This is a genomic window from Robertmurraya mesotrionivorans, assembly GCF_050971805.1.
Lineage (GTDB): Bacteria > Bacillota > Bacilli > Bacillales > Cytobacillaceae > Robertmurraya_A.
Genome location: NZ_JBPCCH010000022.1, coordinates 1 through 20,583, shown reverse-complemented (window position 1 = coordinate 20,583; position 20,583 = coordinate 1). Strand labels below are relative to the sequence as shown.

Annotated in this window: 20 protein-coding genes, 1 tRNA gene and 1 riboswitch; of the genes, 3 read left to right on the top strand and 18 right to left on the bottom strand. The window is 36.6% G+C overall.

All coding sequences use genetic code 11. The annotated features are described in order from the left end of the window. Positions 1-30 precede the first annotated feature (30 nt). From ACRX5O_RS21410 to ACRX5O_RS21400, 3 genes are all read right to left on the bottom strand, one after another. Positions 31-492, bottom strand: a complete 462-nt coding sequence (locus ACRX5O_RS21410; RefSeq protein WP_433907805.1) for a FixH family protein — start codon at positions 490-492, stop codon at positions 31-33. 16 nt (positions 493-508) lie between these two features. Further along, positions 509-1,876: a PepSY-associated TM helix domain-containing protein gene (locus ACRX5O_RS21405; protein WP_433907804.1), complete on the bottom strand. Its 1,368-nt coding sequence runs from the start codon at positions 1,874-1,876 to the stop codon at positions 509-511. 127 nt (positions 1,877-2,003) lie between these two features. Further along, a complete protein-coding gene (locus tag ACRX5O_RS21400; RefSeq protein ID WP_433907803.1) occupies positions 2,004-2,783 on the bottom strand; it encodes a Cof-type HAD-IIB family hydrolase in 780 nt (259 codons plus the stop codon). 175 nt (positions 2,784-2,958) lie between these two features. Between ACRX5O_RS21400 and ACRX5O_RS21395 the strand changes: the two genes are divergently transcribed. Further along, positions 2,959-4,098 (top strand): YibE/F family protein, encoded by a 1,140-nt coding sequence (locus ACRX5O_RS21395; RefSeq protein WP_433907802.1) that lies wholly within the window; start codon positions 2,959-2,961, stop codon positions 4,096-4,098. Then, positions 4,095-4,862, top strand: a complete 768-nt coding sequence (locus tag ACRX5O_RS21390) for a YibE/F family protein (protein WP_433907801.1) — start codon at positions 4,095-4,097, stop codon at positions 4,860-4,862. Before ACRX5O_RS21395 ends, ACRX5O_RS21390 begins: the two co-directional genes overlap by 4 nt. Before the next feature lie 145 nt (positions 4,863-5,007). Here ACRX5O_RS21390 and ganR read toward each other — a convergent pair whose 3' ends face one another. After that, entirely contained in the window at positions 5,008-6,000 is a 993-nt protein-coding gene (gene ganR / locus ACRX5O_RS21385) for a galactan degradation operon transcriptional regulator GanR (RefSeq protein WP_433907800.1), read from the bottom strand. A 208-nt stretch (positions 6,001-6,208) separates the two neighbouring features. After that, the gene (locus ACRX5O_RS21380; protein WP_433907799.1) at positions 6,209-7,027 is read right to left on the bottom strand and encodes a squalene/phytoene synthase family protein; all 819 of its coding nucleotides are present in this window, start codon (positions 7,025-7,027) and stop codon (positions 6,209-6,211) included. 669 nt (positions 7,028-7,696) lie between these two features. Here ACRX5O_RS21380 and ACRX5O_RS21375 point away from each other — a divergent pair. Next, positions 7,697-8,095, top strand: a complete 399-nt coding sequence (locus ACRX5O_RS21375) for a hypothetical protein (RefSeq protein WP_433907798.1) — start codon at positions 7,697-7,699, stop codon at positions 8,093-8,095. 240 nt (positions 8,096-8,335) lie between these two features. Here the strand turns inward: ACRX5O_RS21375 and ACRX5O_RS21365 are convergent, their stop codons facing one another. The 13 genes from ACRX5O_RS21365 to ACRX5O_RS21305 all read right to left on the bottom strand — a co-directional run bounded on the left by ACRX5O_RS21365 (position 8,336) and on the right by ACRX5O_RS21305 (position 20,498). Further along, positions 8,336-9,859 carry a sigma-E factor regulatory protein RseB domain-containing protein gene (locus tag ACRX5O_RS21365; protein ID WP_433907796.1) on the bottom strand — a complete coding sequence of 508 codons (1,524 nt, stop codon included), beginning with the start codon at positions 9,857-9,859 and terminating at the stop codon, positions 8,336-8,338. Continuing rightward, positions 9,852-10,403, bottom strand: a complete 552-nt coding sequence (locus tag ACRX5O_RS21360) for a sigma-70 family RNA polymerase sigma factor (RefSeq protein ID WP_433907795.1) — start codon at positions 10,401-10,403, stop codon at positions 9,852-9,854. The genes ACRX5O_RS21365 and ACRX5O_RS21360 overlap by 8 nt, the downstream gene beginning before the upstream one ends. A gap of 674 nt (positions 10,404-11,077) precedes the next feature. Beyond that, positions 11,078-12,079 (bottom strand): ABC transporter permease, encoded by a 1,002-nt coding sequence (locus tag ACRX5O_RS21355; RefSeq protein ID WP_433907794.1) that lies wholly within the window; start codon positions 12,077-12,079, stop codon positions 11,078-11,080. A 1-nt stretch (position 12,080) separates the two neighbouring features. Then, positions 12,081-13,583, bottom strand: coding sequence for a sugar ABC transporter ATP-binding protein (locus ACRX5O_RS21350; protein ID WP_433907793.1), 1,503 nt, complete (start codon positions 13,581-13,583; stop codon positions 12,081-12,083). Between the two features lie 67 nt (positions 13,584-13,650). Continuing rightward, the gene (locus ACRX5O_RS21345) at positions 13,651-14,763 is read right to left on the bottom strand and encodes a sugar ABC transporter substrate-binding protein (RefSeq protein WP_433907792.1); all 1,113 of its coding nucleotides are present in this window, start codon (positions 14,761-14,763) and stop codon (positions 13,651-13,653) included. A 181-nt stretch (positions 14,764-14,944) separates the two neighbouring features. Beyond that, positions 14,945-15,052, bottom strand: a riboswitch (SAM riboswitch). Positions 15,053-15,444: 392 nt separating this feature from the next. Continuing rightward, the gene (locus ACRX5O_RS21340; protein WP_433907791.1) at positions 15,445-15,645 is read right to left on the bottom strand and encodes a cold-shock protein; all 201 of its coding nucleotides are present in this window, start codon (positions 15,643-15,645) and stop codon (positions 15,445-15,447) included. 253 nt (positions 15,646-15,898) lie between these two features. Next, on the bottom strand, positions 15,899-16,606 hold the full coding sequence (locus ACRX5O_RS21335; RefSeq protein WP_433907790.1) for a DNA alkylation repair protein: 708 nt from the start codon (positions 16,604-16,606) through the stop codon (positions 15,899-15,901). Positions 16,607-16,807: 201 nt separating this feature from the next. Then, entirely contained in the window at positions 16,808-17,260 is a 453-nt protein-coding gene (locus ACRX5O_RS21330) for an anthrone oxygenase family protein (protein WP_433907789.1), read from the bottom strand. A 39-nt stretch (positions 17,261-17,299) separates the two neighbouring features. Then, positions 17,300-17,953: a YdeI/OmpD-associated family protein gene (locus ACRX5O_RS21325; protein WP_433907840.1), complete on the bottom strand. Its 654-nt coding sequence runs from the start codon at positions 17,951-17,953 to the stop codon at positions 17,300-17,302. A gap of 56 nt (positions 17,954-18,009) precedes the next feature. Continuing rightward, positions 18,010-18,408 (bottom strand): VOC family protein, encoded by a 399-nt coding sequence (locus ACRX5O_RS21320; protein WP_433907788.1) that lies wholly within the window; start codon positions 18,406-18,408, stop codon positions 18,010-18,012. Positions 18,409-18,517: 109 nt separating this feature from the next. Beyond that, the gene (locus ACRX5O_RS21315; RefSeq protein ID WP_433907787.1) at positions 18,518-19,702 is read right to left on the bottom strand and encodes a SpoIID/LytB domain-containing protein; all 1,185 of its coding nucleotides are present in this window, start codon (positions 19,700-19,702) and stop codon (positions 18,518-18,520) included. Between the two features lie 136 nt (positions 19,703-19,838). Continuing rightward, positions 19,839-20,228 (bottom strand): VOC family protein, encoded by a 390-nt coding sequence (locus ACRX5O_RS21310; RefSeq protein ID WP_433907786.1) that lies wholly within the window; start codon positions 20,226-20,228, stop codon positions 19,839-19,841. Positions 20,229-20,424: 196 nt separating this feature from the next. Continuing rightward, positions 20,425-20,498: transfer RNA gene (locus ACRX5O_RS21305), tRNA-Arg, on the bottom strand. Positions 20,499-20,583: the final 85 nt, after the last annotated feature.

Here is a 20,583-nt window from a genome sequence, read left to right as displayed (position 1 = left end):
AGAGATCTTTTTTCAAAGTTTTACAATATATCAATGATGATGATCATGGCCTTCTTCTTTTTCTCGAACGTCTTTTTGTAAGTATTCTAGCTCACTCTTAGAAAGCTCGCCAACAACGATCTGAACCTGGGGTATGATGATTGCTCCACCCTTACTTGCATGGATTTTTATATAATAAAGTCCATCACGATCAAACGTTTTGTTTATCCCATATATTCCTTCTTCAAGTTTATCCGGTTTTTCAATAGTAGCGTGGAGGTAGTCATCATGTTTCCACATTTCAAATTCCACAGAATCTATCTCTTCTACTTTTTTGCCATCTTGAGTAAGAATAACCTTAATTGGCACTTGTTCCTGACTCGTTATGGTATCAGGTAGAACGACTTCTGTGTGAAGGGGCTGTTCTTGCAAATATAACTCAGCCACATCCTCTTTCAGGGAACATCCTCCAAGGAATAAACCAATGATTGCGATCAAAAATACTTTTTTCATAGTTATATCCCCCTTGTTATGCATGAAAAAATCTCTTCAAGAATGGGATTCTTTTAATCAATAACACATCCATCAGAAAAATGACGATCAGGGACAAACCAACCAAAGGAAACAGAATGCCCAAACCTGCTAAAACGACTAAAAATAGCTTCATGTTTTTGATGCTAGTCGTTTTCGGTGCACCCATACTTTTTTTCGGCTTCCGCTTTAACCATAAATAAAATCCACTAACGGCAACAAGGATGATTCCTAAGCAAATAAAAAGACTAGCCAACTGATTGATCAACCCAAATTGTGTTCCTTTATGCAAGGTAATCCCTAACGCAACAACTTGTCCGATGAAACCATAATGATCAAATCGATAGTCCGTTAACACGGCACCCGTATATTGATCAATGTGCATCGTGATCTCATCCTCAGCTTTTGGCGGAAAAGCTGATAAAGTGTACACTCCTGTTGGTTCTTTTGGAAGAAATACCGTATAACTTGGGTGAACCCCTTCACGGTTCGCAATCTGAACCACATCATCGATTGATAAGGGGATGAAGCCTTGCACCTCTGAAACCGGCACATCTAATGTCTCAGCTGCCCAAGGAACCTCCGCGATATCTTTCGTAACGGTTGAGACAGGTGCATTTCCTATCCAAACGGAAGGTGGATATCCTGCCCCAGAGTTGGTAGCGATCGTTTGAAATTGAGTTCCCCAAAAACCGGACCAAGGGAGCCCCGTCATCACCAAAAATAGCATCCCTGCCGTAATCCAAAAGGCAGGAACAACATGCAGGTCTCTTGCTAACATACTTCTTCCTTTATTCCATCTCATATAAAGGACACCTGACATATTCGGCTTCTTGCTTGGAAGCCATAAATAAAGACCTGTAACCATCAACACGATGGTCCAGCATGCAGCTAATTCTACTATTCTATCTCCCAGTGTTCCCATCATTAATTCGCCGTGAAATTCTTCTATTTTATTCATGACTCGATCATCACTATTTAATTTTCCTAAGGACATTCCCGTGTAAGGATCGATAAAGACGGTTAATGATTGATCGTTTACCGCTATACTCACTTCACTCGAACGTGTGGCATTTTCTCCAGGGCGATATTTAGTTATCACTGCGTCAGGGTATAGCTTTTTTACTTCTTCTATCTGTTGCGAGGCCGGGATTTTTTCATCCTGTGGCGTAACCTCGAATAAATCTTGATATATCACCTGTTCGATCTGTGGCTTAAATAAATAGATAGAACCCGTAACGGCAAGGATGATTAAAAAAGGCGCAACCATAATCCCAGCATAAAAATGCCATCTCCACACGGCTCGATAAAGAGATGATTTTTGTTGTGCATCTGATTTAGTTGTAGTGTTGATAACCGTTTCCACTTATAGATCTCCTTTTTGAACAATGTCATATTTAATACCGTGACTAAGTTTACCGTTCAATTGTGATATAAGTATGAAATTTATAAAAAAAGAGATAGAATCTACATAGATCCCATCCCTTCTACTTCTATAAAAGACCCACCATTTTTAGTCCGTGGAGGATACCATCTTCTTCAACTGACTTGGTAACGAACCTAGCCACTTCTTTTACTTGTTCCTCTCCATTCCCCATAGCTACGCTGTTTTTCACTGTGGAGAGCATCTCCAAATCATTGAGTCCGTCACCAAAAGCATATTGGCTTTCAGCTGGAAATCCAAGCGCATCCACGATTTTTTCTATTCCCCTTGCTTTTGATCCACCCTTTGGTACGATGTCTAGGGAAACAGGATGCCATCGAACAAAATCAAACGCATCATACTGCTCTGCGTATTGCTTTTCCTCCCCTTCTGTACAGAAAAGTAGAGTTTGATACAAGTCACGACCTTTGTAGTAGTGAGGATCATGCGTAGGGAAACGATCAATTTTCAACGTATCGATACTTTGTTTAATATAGTCATGCTCTGGTACATTGGCTCTCATATCTTCATGATCCATAAACACAACGGGATGATCATTCTCAAGAGCAGCAGCGGTTAATTTTTCTAGTGACTCAATATGTAAGGGATTCGTATGTAAGACGTTTCCATTTAACACGACATACTGCCCGTTATAGCTTACGTATGTATGGATATCCAACTCTTGTCTCAAATCTTCAAACATAAAAGGAGCTCTTCCTGTAGCAATCGCTACCTCATGACCTAGATCTTTCAATGTGAAAATTGCTTCTTTTGTTGAGGCAGGTAACTCTTTGTTATGGGTAAGTAAGGTTCCGTCGATATCAAAAAAAATCACACTACGATTTGTCATTAACTCTCCAACTTTCCATGTAGATTATTGTTCTATTTTATCAGGTTGTCATGTTTTTACAAAAATTAATTTACCAAAGCCTATAGAGAGGATTACTTGACGTAACTCTAACATTCTTGTTATTTTTAGGCCATTGTTTTACACTGAATCAATTCCGATAGTTGGAGGTTTATACTTGAATCTTATACTTAACCAGTTGAAAAAATTGACTTACAAACAAATAGTGATGTACGTGATACTAGCTCTTTGTTTTGTAGCCTCTGTTATTTTTGTGAATAACAATTATTCATTCTATGAACGCCCTATAGCGAAAGTCCTCAAGACCACGCTAGAAGATACCACCCAAGTAACTGACTTGCATAATAATAAAGATCAACTTTACACACAACAAATTGTAGCAGAATTAAAAAATGGAGATAAAAAGGGAGAGCATATCCATTTAACCAATGAATATTCCTCTTCAGGAGCTTATGACCAAGAATATCAAGTTGGAAATGAACTGTTTGTTTGGATGGATACGAATACAAATGAAGAAGGAGTATTAACGGGAAGCATCAAAAACGTAAAACGCGATAAATACGTGCTAATCGTAGCATGGATGTTTATCTTTACTTTGCTTATCGTTGGGAAAAAGCAAGGGTTGTTTTCGATTGTCAGTTTAGCAGTCAATGCCGTTCTCCTCTCGTATGCCTTAGATATGTATTTAAAAACATCAGCCATCAGCTTGTTAGTCGCTTGCAGTATCAGTGCGATATTATTTACTGCCATCTCCCTGTTACTTGTTAACGGTTTTAATGAGAAAACCTATGCAGCCATCATAGCAACCCTTCTTGCAACCTTTTTTTCTCTACTCATTGCATATCTAGTCATGTGGCTAACTTCTGAAGAAGGCCTTCGTTATGAAGAAATGCAGTTTCTAACTCGTCCTCCTCAAACCGTATTTATGGCGGGAGTATTAGTAGGATCTCTAGGTGCTGTGATGGATGTTGCCATTACTATGTCGTCTTCTATCTTTGGGTTGTACGAAAAAAACAACCATATATCAATAAAGGCTCTTACATCTTCAGGCATGGAAATTGGGAAAGATGTAATGGGAACGATGACCAATATATTGTTCTTTGCGTATATAAGTGGTTCTATCCCGATGCTTATTTTATATATGAAAAACGGTTCTCCACTGGGCTACACCCTTTCCATGAATCTTTCATTGGAATTAGCTCGGGCCCTAGCTGGTGGAATCGGCATTGTGTTAACAATTCCGATTGGTCTTTATATATCTATCTTTTTTGTAAATCGAAAGAGGGCAAAATCATGAATGCATTATTCTGTCTAGCAGCGATTTTATTTATATTGATGGTACTGATTGGTGGAAAAAAAGGAGCAAAGTCTTTTATTGCCTTATTTTTGAACTTCGCTGTTCTCTTGTTGACCATCCTTATCATGACTGATCCAAACGCAAACCCAATTATTCTAACCTTAATTGCCTGTACGATCATTAGTTGTATTAATCTCTTTTTTATCAATGAAGTAAACAATAAAACCATCACTGCCTTTGTTTCTACCATCATCACACTGGCTATTTTGCTATTTTTCATTGTGATTGTCACAGAAAAATCAATGATTCAAGGATTTGGAGAAGAAGAAACAGAAGAACTCAGCATGTTCTCTCTGTATTTAGGAGTCGACTTTGTAAAAATTGGCGCTGCCATGATCATTATGAGTACGATTGGAGCCATTATCGATGTGGCCATTTCCATCGCTTCTCCTATGCGCGAGCTCTACAATCATAATCAGCAGGTGAGTAGGAATGATTTATTTTCATTTGGAATCAGCATTGGCAGAGATATACTAGGAACCAATACAAATACATTGTTTTTTGCCTTCTTTGGCGGATACTTAGCTATGCTTATTTGGTTTAAAGACCTATCTTACTCACTAGGAGACATTGTCAATTCAAAAATATTCAGTTCCGAAATGATCAACATCCTTTGTGCTGGAATAGGCGTAGCCCTAATTATTCCGATTACCTCCTGGATAACTGCTTACTATTTGGATAAAACAAGAGAAAAATCTCATTAAAAAAAGGGCTTCGTGTGTACGATGTAAGTACGACACAAAGCCCTTTTTACTTTATAAGATGATCCCGTATCGGGTTTGGGGCTTCTGTTTATAACAGAAACGCTTTTACTAGAAAATCAATTAATATTTTACTAATAATCAATGATTATTCCGTGCTTTTTCTAACCACTAGTTCAGAACCAAGGTATAGTGTTTTAACAATTTTGCGCTTTTCTACCACTCTTTCAAGCAATAACTGTACTGCATTTTTACATAACTCCATTAAATCAATATGAAAAGTCGTAAGTGGTGGAGAAACATACTTTGCGATACTAATATTATTTATGCTAATGAGATTGACTCGTCCTGGTATCGCAATTCCATACTCATTTAAGGCCTGTAAACAACCCACCGCGATCGGATCAGCAGCTATATAAAAAGCAGTAGGCAATTCATCTCCCAAAGTATCAATGGCATTCCTCATAAGATTGTACCCGTTATCCACGGAAAAGCCTCTCCGGCAGAATACATATCGATCATTCAACTGACCCTTCTCAGCCATATAGGCACGAAATGTTTTCTCTCGGATATCCATTTCCTCAAACCCTGTATTAGGATTATGATACGTGCCTCCAATGAAGCCGATTCTGCTATGCCCCTTGTCAACAAAGAAATCCACTGCTCTTTTCGTCATTTCAGAAAGGTCCGGCCTAACGGAATCATAATGAACAGGGTCTGGTGTCGTATCAATAAAAACTCCATTTGGGGTAATGCTTCTGAGACGAGTTAATTCCTTCTCTGTAAAAGAACCCACCGCTATAAAACCCTTGATATTATCAGGGATTTTGGCTATTCCATCTGCGATTTTGTATGTGGTAAGCTCCACATTAAACTTCTTCGCCCACTTTTCTATTTCAAGCCTCATCGTTTTAAAGTAAACGTCTTCAAGCTCCTCCTGTTCTGTCAACCAATACAAAAAGGCTATATTATTTACTAACTGCCGAACCGTTTTTCTTCTATAGTTAAGCTTATCAGCTACATCATATATTTTCTCACGTGTTTCATCTGGTACAGAAAGGCTCTCATCATTATTCAACACACGGGAAACGGTAGAAATCGAAAAACCCGCCTGTTCTGCAATATCTTTAATTGTCGCCATTGTCAATTACCTCCAATAATCCATACCAATATTATACGATTCAACCACCACCCTAACAAGTAAATTTTTTTACTAATTTAAAGGAAAATTTTTTATTTAAGAATTAACTCTTATTTTTTGATGATAGGAGTATGGAATTGGCAGTATTACATAAAAAAAAGGAGTTAATCCTTTTGGATCAACCCCCACAGTCAAGGTTACTCTTATGTTATTTTACTTGAACTTCTGCAACAGTTAGTTCTACCTCAGCACGTGTTATTTTTTCTCGTCCTTCTTTCAAAGCTGTTAAGGTTTTATATGCTAGAGCAAGTGGAAGACGGCAGAATAATAAAATATTTCGCTTATTGAGAGACTTCATATATTCATCTGCTTTTGCTAAGTTTTCATCCGCATATTCAAATAGCTCCTTACGAGTCCAACCATCGGGTACAAAACTTACACCACGTTCGTCTAAATCTTCCTTCTCATTACGCAAAATGTTTACAGCCTGAAGCCCACGACCATAACCGATGGCAAGTTCAGTGTCTGTTTTTACACCGGCACAGTACTCCCAAAGATTTGAAAGCATTACTCCAACAAGTCCTGCAACGTAGTATGTATAGTCATCTAAATCTTCACGTGTATGAATTTTCCAGTTTGCTTTTGCCCATTTTGCCATACCAAATGCCATTTCACAGGCAGCGTTCATAACAAATGGTAGAGTATCCTTTGGACAAGCTTGTAGCCATTCTTCTAAACGAAGTGTAACCTCAGGCATTCCATCTTTTGTCGATCCAAGAATCCGTAAATATTTTTCGTTATCAAATGGCTGTTTAAATAGTTCACTTACTTGCATTAAGATACTGTATTTTACATCGTTGTCTATTTCTTCATGATCTTCAATTTCATCAATTGCTCGAAATACTAAATAAGCAGATGCAACCGTATATTTTAACTCCTTTTGTAAAAAGGTAATCGGAATATAAAATGTACGGCTTGTTTCTTTTAGTACAGCTATTGCATCTTTTGAAAAAGTCTTTTCGTTCATTTTATAAATTTCCTCCATCTTTGAATGCTGCCTTTATTTAAGCAACATGTTTTGTTACAAGACCTTAGATAGTTTGTTTAGCTAATTTCATTATAATTAAGTCTGTTCTACTTTAATATTCTATTTTTCGGTAAAAATCCCCTTCTTAAATAAACCTGCTCTTTTTTTGGAAGAAGAAAAAGAGCTGGTTTATTTAAGGAAAGCCCCCTTAAGTAAAGGAGTTATAATTAAATTTTTTTCGCCCCTAAGTTTACATAGTAATAATTTTCAACATCATTGGCTACATAACTAATTCCCTTTATCCATGTACTTCCTAATTCACTTACCCAAAGTAATAAAATAAGAAAACCTGCCATATGACAGCTTTAACCTAAAATTTTTTCAACACCAAGTACCATCCGAATAATTAATCCGATTTCCATAATGAACATGCCAGTGTAAATGTTTATTGCTCTGATATTCCCCGATATTAGTTGATACAGTACACGCACCATATTGATCATTTAATGTTGTAATCCCCCAAAAACACATAACCTCTTTAATAGACATTAATATAGCTTATATTAATACTTTTGATGATTTATTTTCAGTAATTCAAAAGGTAGCAAAATAGGATACTTGAAACATATTTAGTTGCTATCCGTCAAATAAGTCATGGAGGTGGAAAAATTGAGGAAAATTACACTATTAATTCTTTTAACAGTTCTTATGAATGGAATAATTGCTTGTTCAAATCAAAATGCACAATCTATAGATGAAAATGAAAATATTGATACAAGCAAACAACAAGACGATAAGGTTTCTGAAAAAAATGATGTCAGAGAAATGGTTTGGGGCCAATTGTCCACAGAACAAAAAGAATGGGTTGATGGTAACTGGAAAGATGGAAAGGTATCTAAAATAATACTTAATGAAAATATGATGAGTCAGGTTTATGATAAATCATATGAAGGAAAAGAAGTGTTTTTGATTGATTTTCCTACGAAGAGTAAGTCCAAACCAAACAATATAGTTGTTTATGCTGACGTAAATACTTTTGATTACATAGGGAACGGTCTTGTTGAATAGCTAAGTTTTATTATAAAAATCAGGGTTTTAGAATCCCCGATTACAATATAGAAGGGAAAGGAGAGTTCACTAATATGAATGCAGATTGATGATCTAATTCGTGACAGTAAGCGATCAAAATCAGTTTATCTAACAGACAAAGGAATTGAACAAGCCAGATTAAGTGTATTTATTTACAAATTTTAGATATAGTGACAGTGAAAAGGGCTCAACCTTGGTTAGCCCCTTTCACTATGATAATTAATTTACTGCCTTGAGGACTTTAAGAAAGTCCCTGGTTTTGTCTATCGATATGTTCTGGCTCACTACATCATAAATATAATCACCTTTTTCCCCTATTAAATGTACCCATTCTACGTCAGATTCCTTTTTACTCGTACCTTCCCACTTAATTCCGCTTTGTTCAAATGGAGAGACAATCGTTTCTCCAATCATTTCAAAGTCTCCAATCTTTCTAACATACGAATCTTTGTGATGAACTCTGACAGATAACATTTGTGAAGAGTTGTTGTCTTTATCCGGATCGAAACTGTAATACAAATAACCAATTTTATAGTCCCTAAATGTTTCATAACTTGCTGAAATTAGTGTTAGATCTTTATGAGTAAATTCATAAAGAAACGGCATATCCTTTTTCATAAGTGTATATACTTCATTTATTTCTGTTGAGGACTTGGTTCCTGCTACATGAACCACTTCCTCTTCACGAGGATCAACCTCAACTTCAAACTGATTTTCTTGCGCATTATATCCTTCTAAGTTTGGAACAAACTCCTGACTATCTATTGGAACATTTATTTCCAATCTCGTAGGATGTAAATAATCAACCACTTCACCTGCTGCGTTATATGTTTCATACTTTACTAGAACGCCTGTGTCCTTATCTACCCAGAAACGAAACGATTGGAAATCTCTATGGTTCTTTGTCCCTTTAATCACCAGCGTGTTATGGCCGAGGAGTTCTTCATTTTGTTTTTCTATCTCCCATCGGTTTAGATCTCGTGTGTAATTAGATGCAATCTCATAAGGAAATAAGCTTTCAGCCACCCTACTTATTGGAGGCCTTTCTCTATAATTAGTAAGAGGATTCCCATCTGAAGCTATTGAAAAGGCTTGATCTAATGTTAACGTGGTTCCTGTGTCTAGTCCTCCTTCCATTACTTGATACTCTAAATAAGTTTTTAAAGATTCTACTAAAGACCAAGCCTTTCCGTTATGATAATACTCCCTATACACTTCTCCACTATTATTGGTTGCTTTCGAATATCCACCAGGTTGATTTTTTAATATAATCGCATATTCTACTTCCTCATAACCAGGTTGAAAACTGTAATGGATTTTATATTCACCTCTAGCTGTTTCAAAATAATCTACTGTATTGATCATTTTTGTAAGTATCTCTTCCTTAGTCATATCTTCGTAATACTCTTCCTGTTTTGGTGGAGTATAGATGGATTCTTGATCTTCGGGCTTTTCTTCTATTTGTTTCACATCAACTGGCTTTTCAGAAACAGATTCTTTTTCATCATTGAATAGCTGTAACTGAGTTCCGACATAGTAACTAATCCCAGTAAACATTAAGGTGACAACGGAGAAACTTAACACGGCACCAAATCTATTTTTAAATAAAGGCTGACGTTTAGGTTTCCCTTTAGGTGCTTTAATGGAGCGTAACACCTGGTCTTTATGATGCTCTTTAAACTGTATATGGTTTAATAGGTCTTCATTTATTTCTTCTTTTAAATTTTTAAATTGTTTATCCACCAATGCTCACTCCCTTAATCGATTCTTCTAACTTTAAACGACCTCGATGCATTCTTGTTCTAACGGTAGTAGAATGAATCCCCAATAACTCAGAGATTTCTTCAATCGTGAGCTCTTGATAGTAATATAAAATAATGACTTCCCGTAATTTCACTGGCAAATCGATTACTTTACTAGATAACAATTCTTTTGCATAATCTAACTCTTTTTGCTCCCTAGTGTAAGAAGTCAGATTCTCTCTTATAAAGTCAGTTACCACTAGGTTCCTATATGTCCAACTCTTTAAAACATCTTTGCATTTGTTAACTGTAATTTTTATAAGCCATGTTTTATAAGAAGATTCATTTCGAAATGTTTCTAATTTTTCATAGCATTTAATAAATACCTCTTGGGCAACATCCTCAGCTAACTGCTCCTGTTTTAAATATGTATAAGCAATTCGAATAACATCGTTCCCATATGCATTCATTAACCAGACTAGTTTATCTTCTTGATTGAAATGACTTAATAGGGTTACTTCATTACTCTTTGTTTTCTCAATCATGTTTCTCCTCACGTTTCCCTCGTATTTACTAATTAGACGAATTAATCATGGTCAAATGTTCTATATATAATAAAATAACAGGAGAAATTTTTTCCATATAAAAAACTACCTTATTAGGCAGGTAGTTTATGGTAATTATATCCCATCTCTCTGAAATTACCCATTAATACAAAAAACTAACATTTAGTAATAGACTACTAAAACTCTTCCGTAAACTGTCTCTAGTAGAATATGTTTTAATTACTGTGGCCTAGTAAGCTAACTCTTCAAGTCATTTTGTAATTCTTTTTCAATTTCCTCATCAGGAATTTTAGGGGGTTCTTCCTTAATGTTAAGGTGTTTAATAATCAACCTTAACTGGTATTTAATTGTTGAAAGGCTAAAAATTACATATAGGACGAATAAAAAACCTAATATAAACCAAATCAAATATAATTACCCCTTTGTCAACTTCACTTTTCTTTATTTTACCATTTCCATCTGTGCATCAATTGTATTTTTTTCTCATACCTTCTCGCATTATGAAGTTAATAGTAACTTTTAAGAATAATATATATTCTACGTACTGTGAAAATTATCCTCATCAACAAATCTAGCTCCTTAGTTGAAAGAAGGTGTCTATATTTACGAATAAAAATAGACCTATCAACATCGAATAGGCCCTCTTCAACTAACTATTTTTGTTTATAATATGTGATTGCCAGTGCAAATGCTAAGACCGTTCCCTTTACGATGTCCATTGCGTAGTATGGAACGGACATCATCACGAGGCCGTTTGCTAAAATCCCGATCAACACTGCACCTACAAAGGTTCCGAATGCATTTGGTTTACCCGCACCTAAAACGGAAAATCCGATAAAGGCAGCTGCTACAGAATCCATTAAGTAAGGTGCACCTGAGTTGATTTCAGATGTCATAACCCGTGAAGCTAAGACAATCCCACCAATCGCTGCAAAAAGCGCCGAAAGCAGGTAAGCTGCCACTTTGTATTTATTAACAGGAATTCCAGATAGTCTTGCTGCTTCCTTATTGCCACCTATCACATACATGTATCTTCCGTGTTTTGTATACGTTAAAAAGATATGAACCACTACAACGACAACGACCATGATCAAAATAATCCACGGTACCTGACCGATTTTCGAAAAAAGCGGACTAATCAGACCTTCTGCCATGGTCCCATCAGGCAACACCATGTTTTGTGAAACGGTCGCTCCCTTTGTATAGGTCAATGCCGTTCCTTGAATAACGAACATTGTCGCTAGCGTCATTAACATATCAGGAATCCGCATTTTTACAATCATAATGGAGTTCAATATTCCTACAATTAACGCTGCAGCAACTGCCGAGATAATAGCTACAAAGGTATTTTGCGAAAACCAGACGAACATGGAAATAACGATTGCATTCGATAAGGATGCCACCGATCCAACTGAAAGATCGAAGCCATCAACGGTTAAGCTGATTGTAATTCCAATTGCAATGATGGTTACAATTGAAATGGAACGCAGGATATTTACAATGTTATTTCCCTGGATAAAAGCTGGATTGGCCAATGAAAATATGATAATGAGTGCAATGATCGTAATAATCGTTCCATATTTATAAAAAAATTGAAAAAGATCAAATGACGTTTTTGCTGGGGTCTGTTTCTTTGCTGTTATGTTTGCCTCCATCTTACCTGCCCCCTGTTGAATAGAATAATAGTTCTTCTTCATTGGTTGAGTTTGTTTCTAGTTCCTTCACTGACCTTCCATCATAAAGAACATAGACCCGATTAGTAATTCCCATGATCTCTGATAGCTCAGATGATGCATAAATAATAGCCTTTCCGCGGCTTGCCAGCTCGGAAATAAGATTAAAAATGTCCTTTTTTGCGCCAACGTCTACACCTTTGGTCGGCTCATCAAAAATATAGACATCAGCATCGGCTACGAGCCACTTACCAATTGCAACCTTTTGTTGATTACCACCAGAAAGATTTTGAACTTTTGTTTCTTCAGAAGGTGTCTTTATTCCAAGACGATTGATCATTGCTTTTGCAACTAACTTTTCTTTTTTGCGATCCAAGAAGTTTAATTCCTTTGAAAAACGTCCTAAATTCACTACGGTTAAATTTGATTCAACTGATTCATATACAAGAATACCTTCTTTTCGGCGCTCTTCAGGGACCAAGGCAAATCCATTCTTAACAGCTTCATAAGGATTTTTAACGCTAACCCTTTTTCCGTTAACCTTGACTTCTCCTGCCATTAATTTGCCTTCAGCCCCGAATAGGACTTTACAGAACTCGGTCTTACCGGCACCTACAAGCCCAGCGATTCCCACAATCTCTCCTGCTCTGACTTTCATGCTGAAATCTTTAATCTTATCTCTATCTGTAAGTCCTTTTACCTCAAGGAATGTGTCTCCAATGGTCATGAATTTATCAGGAAACTGTTCACCGAGTTTTTGGCCAAGCATATGCTCCACTACTTTGTTTTGGGTGGTATCCGAAATTCTCTGTCTCTCGACTACTTCCCCATTTCTCATAATCGTTATTTCATCACAAATCTCAAAAATCTCTGGAAGTCGGTGTGATATGAAAATAATTCCAACACCACGTCTTTTTAATTCTTGTACTATACGAAATAATTCATTTGTTTCTGTATGGCTAAGAGGTGCTGTCGGCTCATCCAAAATGAGAAATTTACATTCTTTCGACACGGCTCTCGCGATTAGGACCATTTGTTTTTCTGCCAATGTCAATTCACTTACTAGTTTCTTAGTAGGAAGATTCAAATTCATTTCCGATAGGATGGTGGCCGCTTTCACATGCAGGCTTTTCCAATTGACCCATTGCTTCTTTCCCATGTTATGTACCGTGTCCATTAACATGATATTTTCAGCAACCGTTAAATAAGGGATCAGCGCTGTATCCACTTCCTGATATACAATTTGAATTCCTGAATCCATGGCACTCTTGGGGGAACGAATGGAAAGAGGCTGTCCATTCATTGTGATTTCACCAGTATAGTGGTCGTATGCCCCTGAAAGAACCTTCATCAGCGTTGATTTCCCAGCACCGTTGGCTCCGATTAAGGCATGAGTTTTCCCGCTTTCAACCGAAAAGTCCACCTCATTTAATGCTTTTACACCGGGAAATTCAATTGAGACATTCTTCATCTCTAAAGTGGTCATTGTAACCGTCCTTTCAAAGAAACACTCTCTTTATCTTGTGAAAAGAGAGTGTCTATCAATAAGTCCCTTACTTCTGATAGTGTTCCTTCAACGTCGTCATCCAGTCTTCTTCAAATTCCGTCGATTGGCCCCATCCTTCAATGATTTCAGTTAGATTGACCATATTAACAGGATCTTTTGATTTCTGAAGATCTTCTTGAGAGATAAGTGAAGCTTCCAAATCATAAGTTTGTGGTGTTTCCTCGCCTGCTAATTTCTTCGCAAGTATTCTCATATTTACTGCACCAATCAACTTAGGATCAACAGCTGCCGTATATCTCCAAGCACTGCCTTCTCTTTGGATTTCCTGCAAATCAGCATTTGAAACATCGATTCCATAGATTTTAACTTCTTCTCTGCCAGCTTCTTTTAACGCGCGAGCTGCACCGATAGCAAAAGCATCCCATGTTGCAAAAATCGCATCAAGTTCACCCTTAGGGTATTTATTCAGCATCGCGGCAACAGCATTTTGGGTTTGAACACTCGTATCAGCTGCTGCCACCCCAAAGCGCTCCACTTCTTTAATTCCAGGATTTTTTGCTAATACATCTTCATAAACTTTATTTCGTCTAACCATCGGCGGGAATCCGTCTACCCATAGGTATGCAATATTGGCTTCCCCTTTTGTTTCCTTTACTAATTGGTCCAATGATAGAGTAGCTAACGCTTCATCATCTTGTGATACAAGAGTAACACCGTCAACACTAGTTAAATTTGCATTCGAGTCAAATGCGACTACGCCCTTTCCTGCGTCAACAATTTTCTGTATGTCATTAACGGTAGCATCATCATCACCGTGAGAAATAATAAATCCATCATAATCTTGATTTAACGCTTGGTTAATCGCATCATGAAATTTCGCTGTATCTCCATTTGCAGTAAATACATCCACTTGGAAACCGAAAGCTTCACCTTCTTGTTTCGCACCAGCTAAGAATTGAGCTGTGTGATCGTCCCCGCCAATTTTACGAATAACTTTGATTTTCGGCTGGTCTCCATTTGCAAAGCGTTCAGGTACACCTTCAATCGGTGTGTTTGATCCTGTTGCTTCCTTTGTTTCTCCCCCTGATGCACAGCCTGTAAGCAAAAGTGTTGCAGCGATTGCTGATACAAATGTACTTCTTAAAAAGTTCTTCTTCATGTTTTTTTCTCCCCTTTTTGTTTTCTATGCCTTCTTACCAACGTTGCTCTTAGGAGAGTTTTTTTATTAGGCTGTTAAAATTTTACTGAAGCGCAAATCAATAGCCCAGTTTAACACCGCCTAAAATATAAAAAACCTCTCCAGAAAAGAGAGGTTTCATCACAAAATAAGGACTACTCCTCTCTTATCTCTCAAAACAATTTCTTGTTTTGCAGGATTTAGCACCAATTCCAAACGGAACGGTTGCTGGGCGTCATCGGGCCAGTCCCTCTGCCACTCTTGATAAGAGAACGTATTTATTCATTTACTTTAATAAAGTATAAAACTTAATTTAATATTCTATTAACAAATTGTCAATAGTATTTTCTAAATATTTTTAATAGAGATATTTTTCCAAAGACAGCCAGAATAACTTCTGCCCATGTATTAAGTTCATCAAAAGTCCCCACTTTACTCTAATAAAGATTCTCACCGTCTACGACGAATTGGTGAACTATAGCTAAATTGAAAGCTATAATTAACACAAACGAAATTAGGTGAATTCGTTATTATGTGATACACTTTATTTACCATTTGATTTACTTTCTTACATTGTGCCCTGCTCATTCAGTGAGTGGGGATCCTTGTTATTTAAAAGAAAAAACAGACTCTAAAAAGAGCCTGCTTAGTTTGTTTTTATTATTAAGCTTTACGTACGTTAGCTGCTTGAGCTCCACGTTGACCTTGCTCAACGTCAAAAGTAACTGCTTGACCTTCGTCTAAAGATTTAAAACCGTCCCCTTGGATAGCTGAGAAATGAACGAATACGTCTTCTCCGGCTTCACGCTCGATAAATCCGAAACCTTTTTCTGCGTTAAACCATTTTACTTTACCTTGTTCCATTTTGTTTCCTCCTGCTGTGTGCTTTGCACACAATGTGTTACTATCCTTGGACTCAGTGATCATCAAGACGAAAAGTTAATCTTATACTATCCTTTACACCGAACAAAAATAATTCTACTAAAGTTTAACATTTTTTATAAGTATTTGCAAGAAGACAACTGACTTATAATTTCTCTGAAAACTACCTCTTTAAGTATATCAACAAAAAAGAGTGTCAATCCTTCTGGAATCACACCCCGATTCGAGACTATTTTTAACATCTTACATATTTGCGTTTGAAACCAAGCTTCCCTCTATCCATTTCTTTTTGAATACTTTCGTATGCGTTTAGTAAACTACTTTTTTTACTGTCCCGTTTGACTTCTACAATTCCTATTTCCTTCGAGATCTCGACTGCCTTTTCATGTTGCGGCAAATAGGAAATTCCCACGGTGTATACGAAATTATTCATAGCGGATTTGGTTCGTTCTGGCGAATCATGAATCGAACTTTTCACAGTATCAAGCATATTGGATATCTTGCTTTCGGAAAATTCTTTGTCTTTGCGATTCCCTAACATCCAGCAGTAGCAACTCCATCCGGCAGACATTCTCAACTCGTCACCACTTGCGATCCATTTATCAGCTACTTCTTGTGCAATATCTGACTCTGATAAAGTTACTGCTACCACATAATCGGAAAGCATATAAAAATACGCTCCATCCATCCAACGATCAAAATCCGACTCAGTCATGGCTTTTGGGTCTGCAATAATGCCAGCAAAGTACATTGCATCGTAGTTACCCGTAGCATAAAGCTCATCAGCTAAATCTTGATTGATTTTTATTTTCTTTGCGATTGGTTTCATAGCACCTGTAGCTACGCCAAAAAGTGGCTCGTGCGCACCATTAGATATGTACATTTTTTTAGTTCGTTCCTTACCGAGGGCTTCAAGCTCCTGCATCACTGTTTCGAAATCCATAGCTTTGTACTTCCTTCCTAAAAATTAGCCTTTTAATAATAACCAACTAATATACTTTATTGAGTCTTCCATACATCTCAATCTTACCATTCCTTGAATCAAAAACAGAATAATACATTTATTTTCTCCATACAAAAAAGAGAACATAAAGCATTCCCAATACAAAGTAGTTACTGGTAATAGATTAGCTTCTCACAATTCCTAATTTGAAACCGATAAACAAAGTAACATGAAACCAATAAGAAGCAACCAAGACCGAATAGATTGAAAGAACATCCAACGTTTTCTTATCTCCATCCAATCAGGGGGAGGATGATCAGCATCCCATTGTTTAATTTCTTTGTTAATTGGAACATTATATTTAATAGTTATTACGGTTGCTAAAATAAACATCACGGCAGAAGCAATACGGATAGTAAGTTCGAAACCTCCAATTTCATTAGTAAATAATGCGTATATTACGGTTAGAATTACACTTAAAGGCATTAATATCGGCATAATAATTCCATATGTTTTCAGTGAATCTTGTTCAAAACGTATATGGTACTTTTGCGGTAAATGACGGATAACTGGATGTACTAAGGCAAATGAAGTAAACTCAGCACAAGCAGTGAATCCAGCTATTATCAATGTAATAAAACCTAAAAAATCCAAATTAATTATCTCCTAAAAATTTAATTAATGATATGCTGCTTATCGAATGTTCTTGTGCGAGCCGTCACAGGAGGGCATTTTTTGAGATAGTCCACAAGTGCAATCCTTTAATCCCTTTCCACTGAGAATTTTCTCCATACAATTTTCAACCCTTGACACTCGAGTTTTGGATTGTTTCGGTTGAGAAAAATAAAGAATGTATGCTCTTTGCCGTCCCGGCGTCAATGCTTCAAAAGCAGTTTTCAAGTCTGGTGTTTCATCGAATTTATTTTGAAGTTCTTCTGGAATGATGAATTCTGTATTCTTTTTTAAAGTCACTTCCAAACCGGCTTTTTCAACTTCAATGGCTTCAAGAATGTATTCTTTCAAAATGGGTTCTAGTTCAACTATTTCTTGAAGATTGGTGAATCGAATCTGGCGTGCCGCCTGTACATTCGCGGTTTGTTGGACAAGAATTCCATGGGGATCTTTTAATAAGGCACCTTTGTGAAACAGAAGCGCACAATATTCTTTAAATCCATGTATTAAAACGATGTTTTTTTTCTCAAACGTATAACACGGATGCATCCACTTAAACTCTTCAGTCAGATCACAGTCAAGAACAATATGTCTCAACCTCTCAGATTCTTCCTTCCATTTTTTAGTTTTACTTAAATAATCATCAACTTTTGGATTCATTCTACTATTTGCCATCAAGGTACCTCTTTTCAATTTTCGATCGGCTGCTATGCTATTCGTTTATAGGACTTTCACGAAGGGAGATTTAGTTGCCACGATACTCCAAATCGATCATTTAGCCAACCAAACCTTTGACTAAAACCATAGTCCCCAATTGGCATAAGCGCTTGTCCACCCTCGATAAGTTTCTGATAAATGCTATTAATTTCCTCTTCACTATCACAAGTAACAAAAATTGAAATGGAAGGAGTAAATGAAAACTGATGCTTCAGATTACTATCAATACACATAAATTCTTGCCCTTTTAAAGAAAAAGTAGCCTTCATTACTGTTCCTTCATCTCCAGATTCATTCGCCCCATAGCGAACAATACTTGTAATTTCTGAATCCTCAATGATTGATATGTAATAATTCATTGCTTCTTCTGCTTTGCCATCTTGAAACATTAAGAATGGTGTAACTTTTCCCATTAGGTTCAACTCCTTAAGTTTTTTAGTGTAATTTTTATCTACAGTCTAGTTTGATTATTTATTTTTTCTAAAGGCAAAAAAATGATGATACCTGAAAGATATCATCATTTTAATTATCTGGAAAGGTTTTGGTGACTTTAACTTGAGTACCAGGATAATAGTGCCCTAAAATTTCTTTGTAGGTTTTCCCCTTCTCTGCCATTTCGTTTGCACCCCATTGACTCATCCCAACTCCATGGCCATGACCTTTGCCACTTACTTTATAAGAAGTTGGGGTCATTTCAAACGAACTTATTAGATAACTTCTAAAATGGCTTCCACCTATCATCGGTCGTATTTTTTTTAATTCAACATGATCCATTGAGACTTCTTCGAATAAAATAGTGCCATCAATCAACCTTCTCATGAATTCGATTTGGATTGAGCCTTTCATTGACCTTTGTGATTCATTTTTAATATTATCGACTTCAAAATAAGGAATACTTAAAATTTTTATGTCACCTTCATACCCATTTCGATTAAGCCATTTTTTAATAGATACACTAATTTTACCATCTTTCTCCTTTAACTCGTTCCAACCCTTCGATTTGATTTCTTCCAAATCTATTTGTGTTTTATGTAATGTAAAATCCCAGGGTTGAATGGGATCATAAGGATCTTGTTTGATAGGGAAATATGGGCTTGGACTGCCACCCCATACATTTTTATTACTTTCTGTTATTCCACCATTACTCGCAGAATAAAAAGCACTTATGGGCTTATCTTGAAACGTAATGATTTCTCCTTTCGTATCAATTACAGCCCTTTTGGTTTTCTTGAATTGATTGTACCCTCCGTAGACTTGATATTGAATGGTGTCGTCTAGTTTGGGATTTTTATGGGTGATTGTATAAGTACGAGCAGCTAACGTTTGTGCTTTTAAGGCCTCTATATTCCATTCGGGAAACACTTCAAATGGGACTACACCCTTTAAGTAATCCTCTAAAAGTATTTGATTAACTGGTCTAATGTTTTTTTCTTCTATATTAAACTCTACCGCCCCCATATAAGGTCTTCCATCAATGTATACTAGATGCTTTTCATCATAAGCATCAGGATATAAAATGAACGGGCTATCTAGTTCCATTGTTGACTCACCACAAGCAAGAAACATTTTCCCACCTTTATATGAAAGTGTATATTCATCCCCTTCTTTTAACATCCATGCTGGATCTAACGTTGAATAAGTACCTTTTATATGAAATGCTAATTTTGAGGTGTCTCCGATATAATTTCTTAATCTCACTGAGATCATCTCTTCCGCTTGCACTTCATTAGCGAACATTAGTAAAAAAACTGTGGAAATCACAAGAATTAAAGTTTTCATAACCATATTATTTATAATGTGTTTACTGATTATTCCTGAAGCTCCATTCTACAAAGGGATGCTTTTATAATTCTTTTTGATTAACATTTAGTTCAACTAAATTACCATCTGGATCAGCACAGAAAATTTGCGCAAATCCACTTTTTCCGTATGGTTTTTCAAGGAGTTCAACTTTATTCTGTTTTAACCATGTAAGTGTGTCATAGTAGTTCTCGACTCTAAGGGCAAAGTGACCTTCTCTGCTGGATAAGCTTTTATCTTGACGAATCGTCTGTGAAAAGGGATCGACGATCAAGTGGAGTTGCTGTCCCTCTATTTCATACCAGGCACCTGAAAAATCAAAATCTGGACGTGGTATTTCTTTTAAACATAAAACTTTCCCATAGAAATCTTTTGCTCTTTCCAAATCTGTAACAGTAAGACTTACATGATGGAGACTTTTATATTTAATCAAAACGTTCACTTCTTTCTATTCTACTGATTTATTTTTATCTTACTCAAAAAACCTCCTTTATGGAAGTGAGCTCAAACCATCCACCCACCTGCTACTCTTCAAGGTTTGCTGAAAAGCCCTAAAGTAAATATTTTCTTAAAAGATAAAAAAGCACAAAAAAAACGCTCAATAAGCGTTTTTTTACTTTGTTATTTTACGCGCCTTAGAGGATTCGAACCTCTGACCGTACGCTTAGAAGGCGTATGCTCTATCCAGCTGAGCTAAAGGCGCATATATAGTGGCGGAGAAGGAGGGATTTGAACCCTCGCGCCGGTTACCCGACCTACACCCTTAGCAGGGGCGCCTCTTCAGCCTC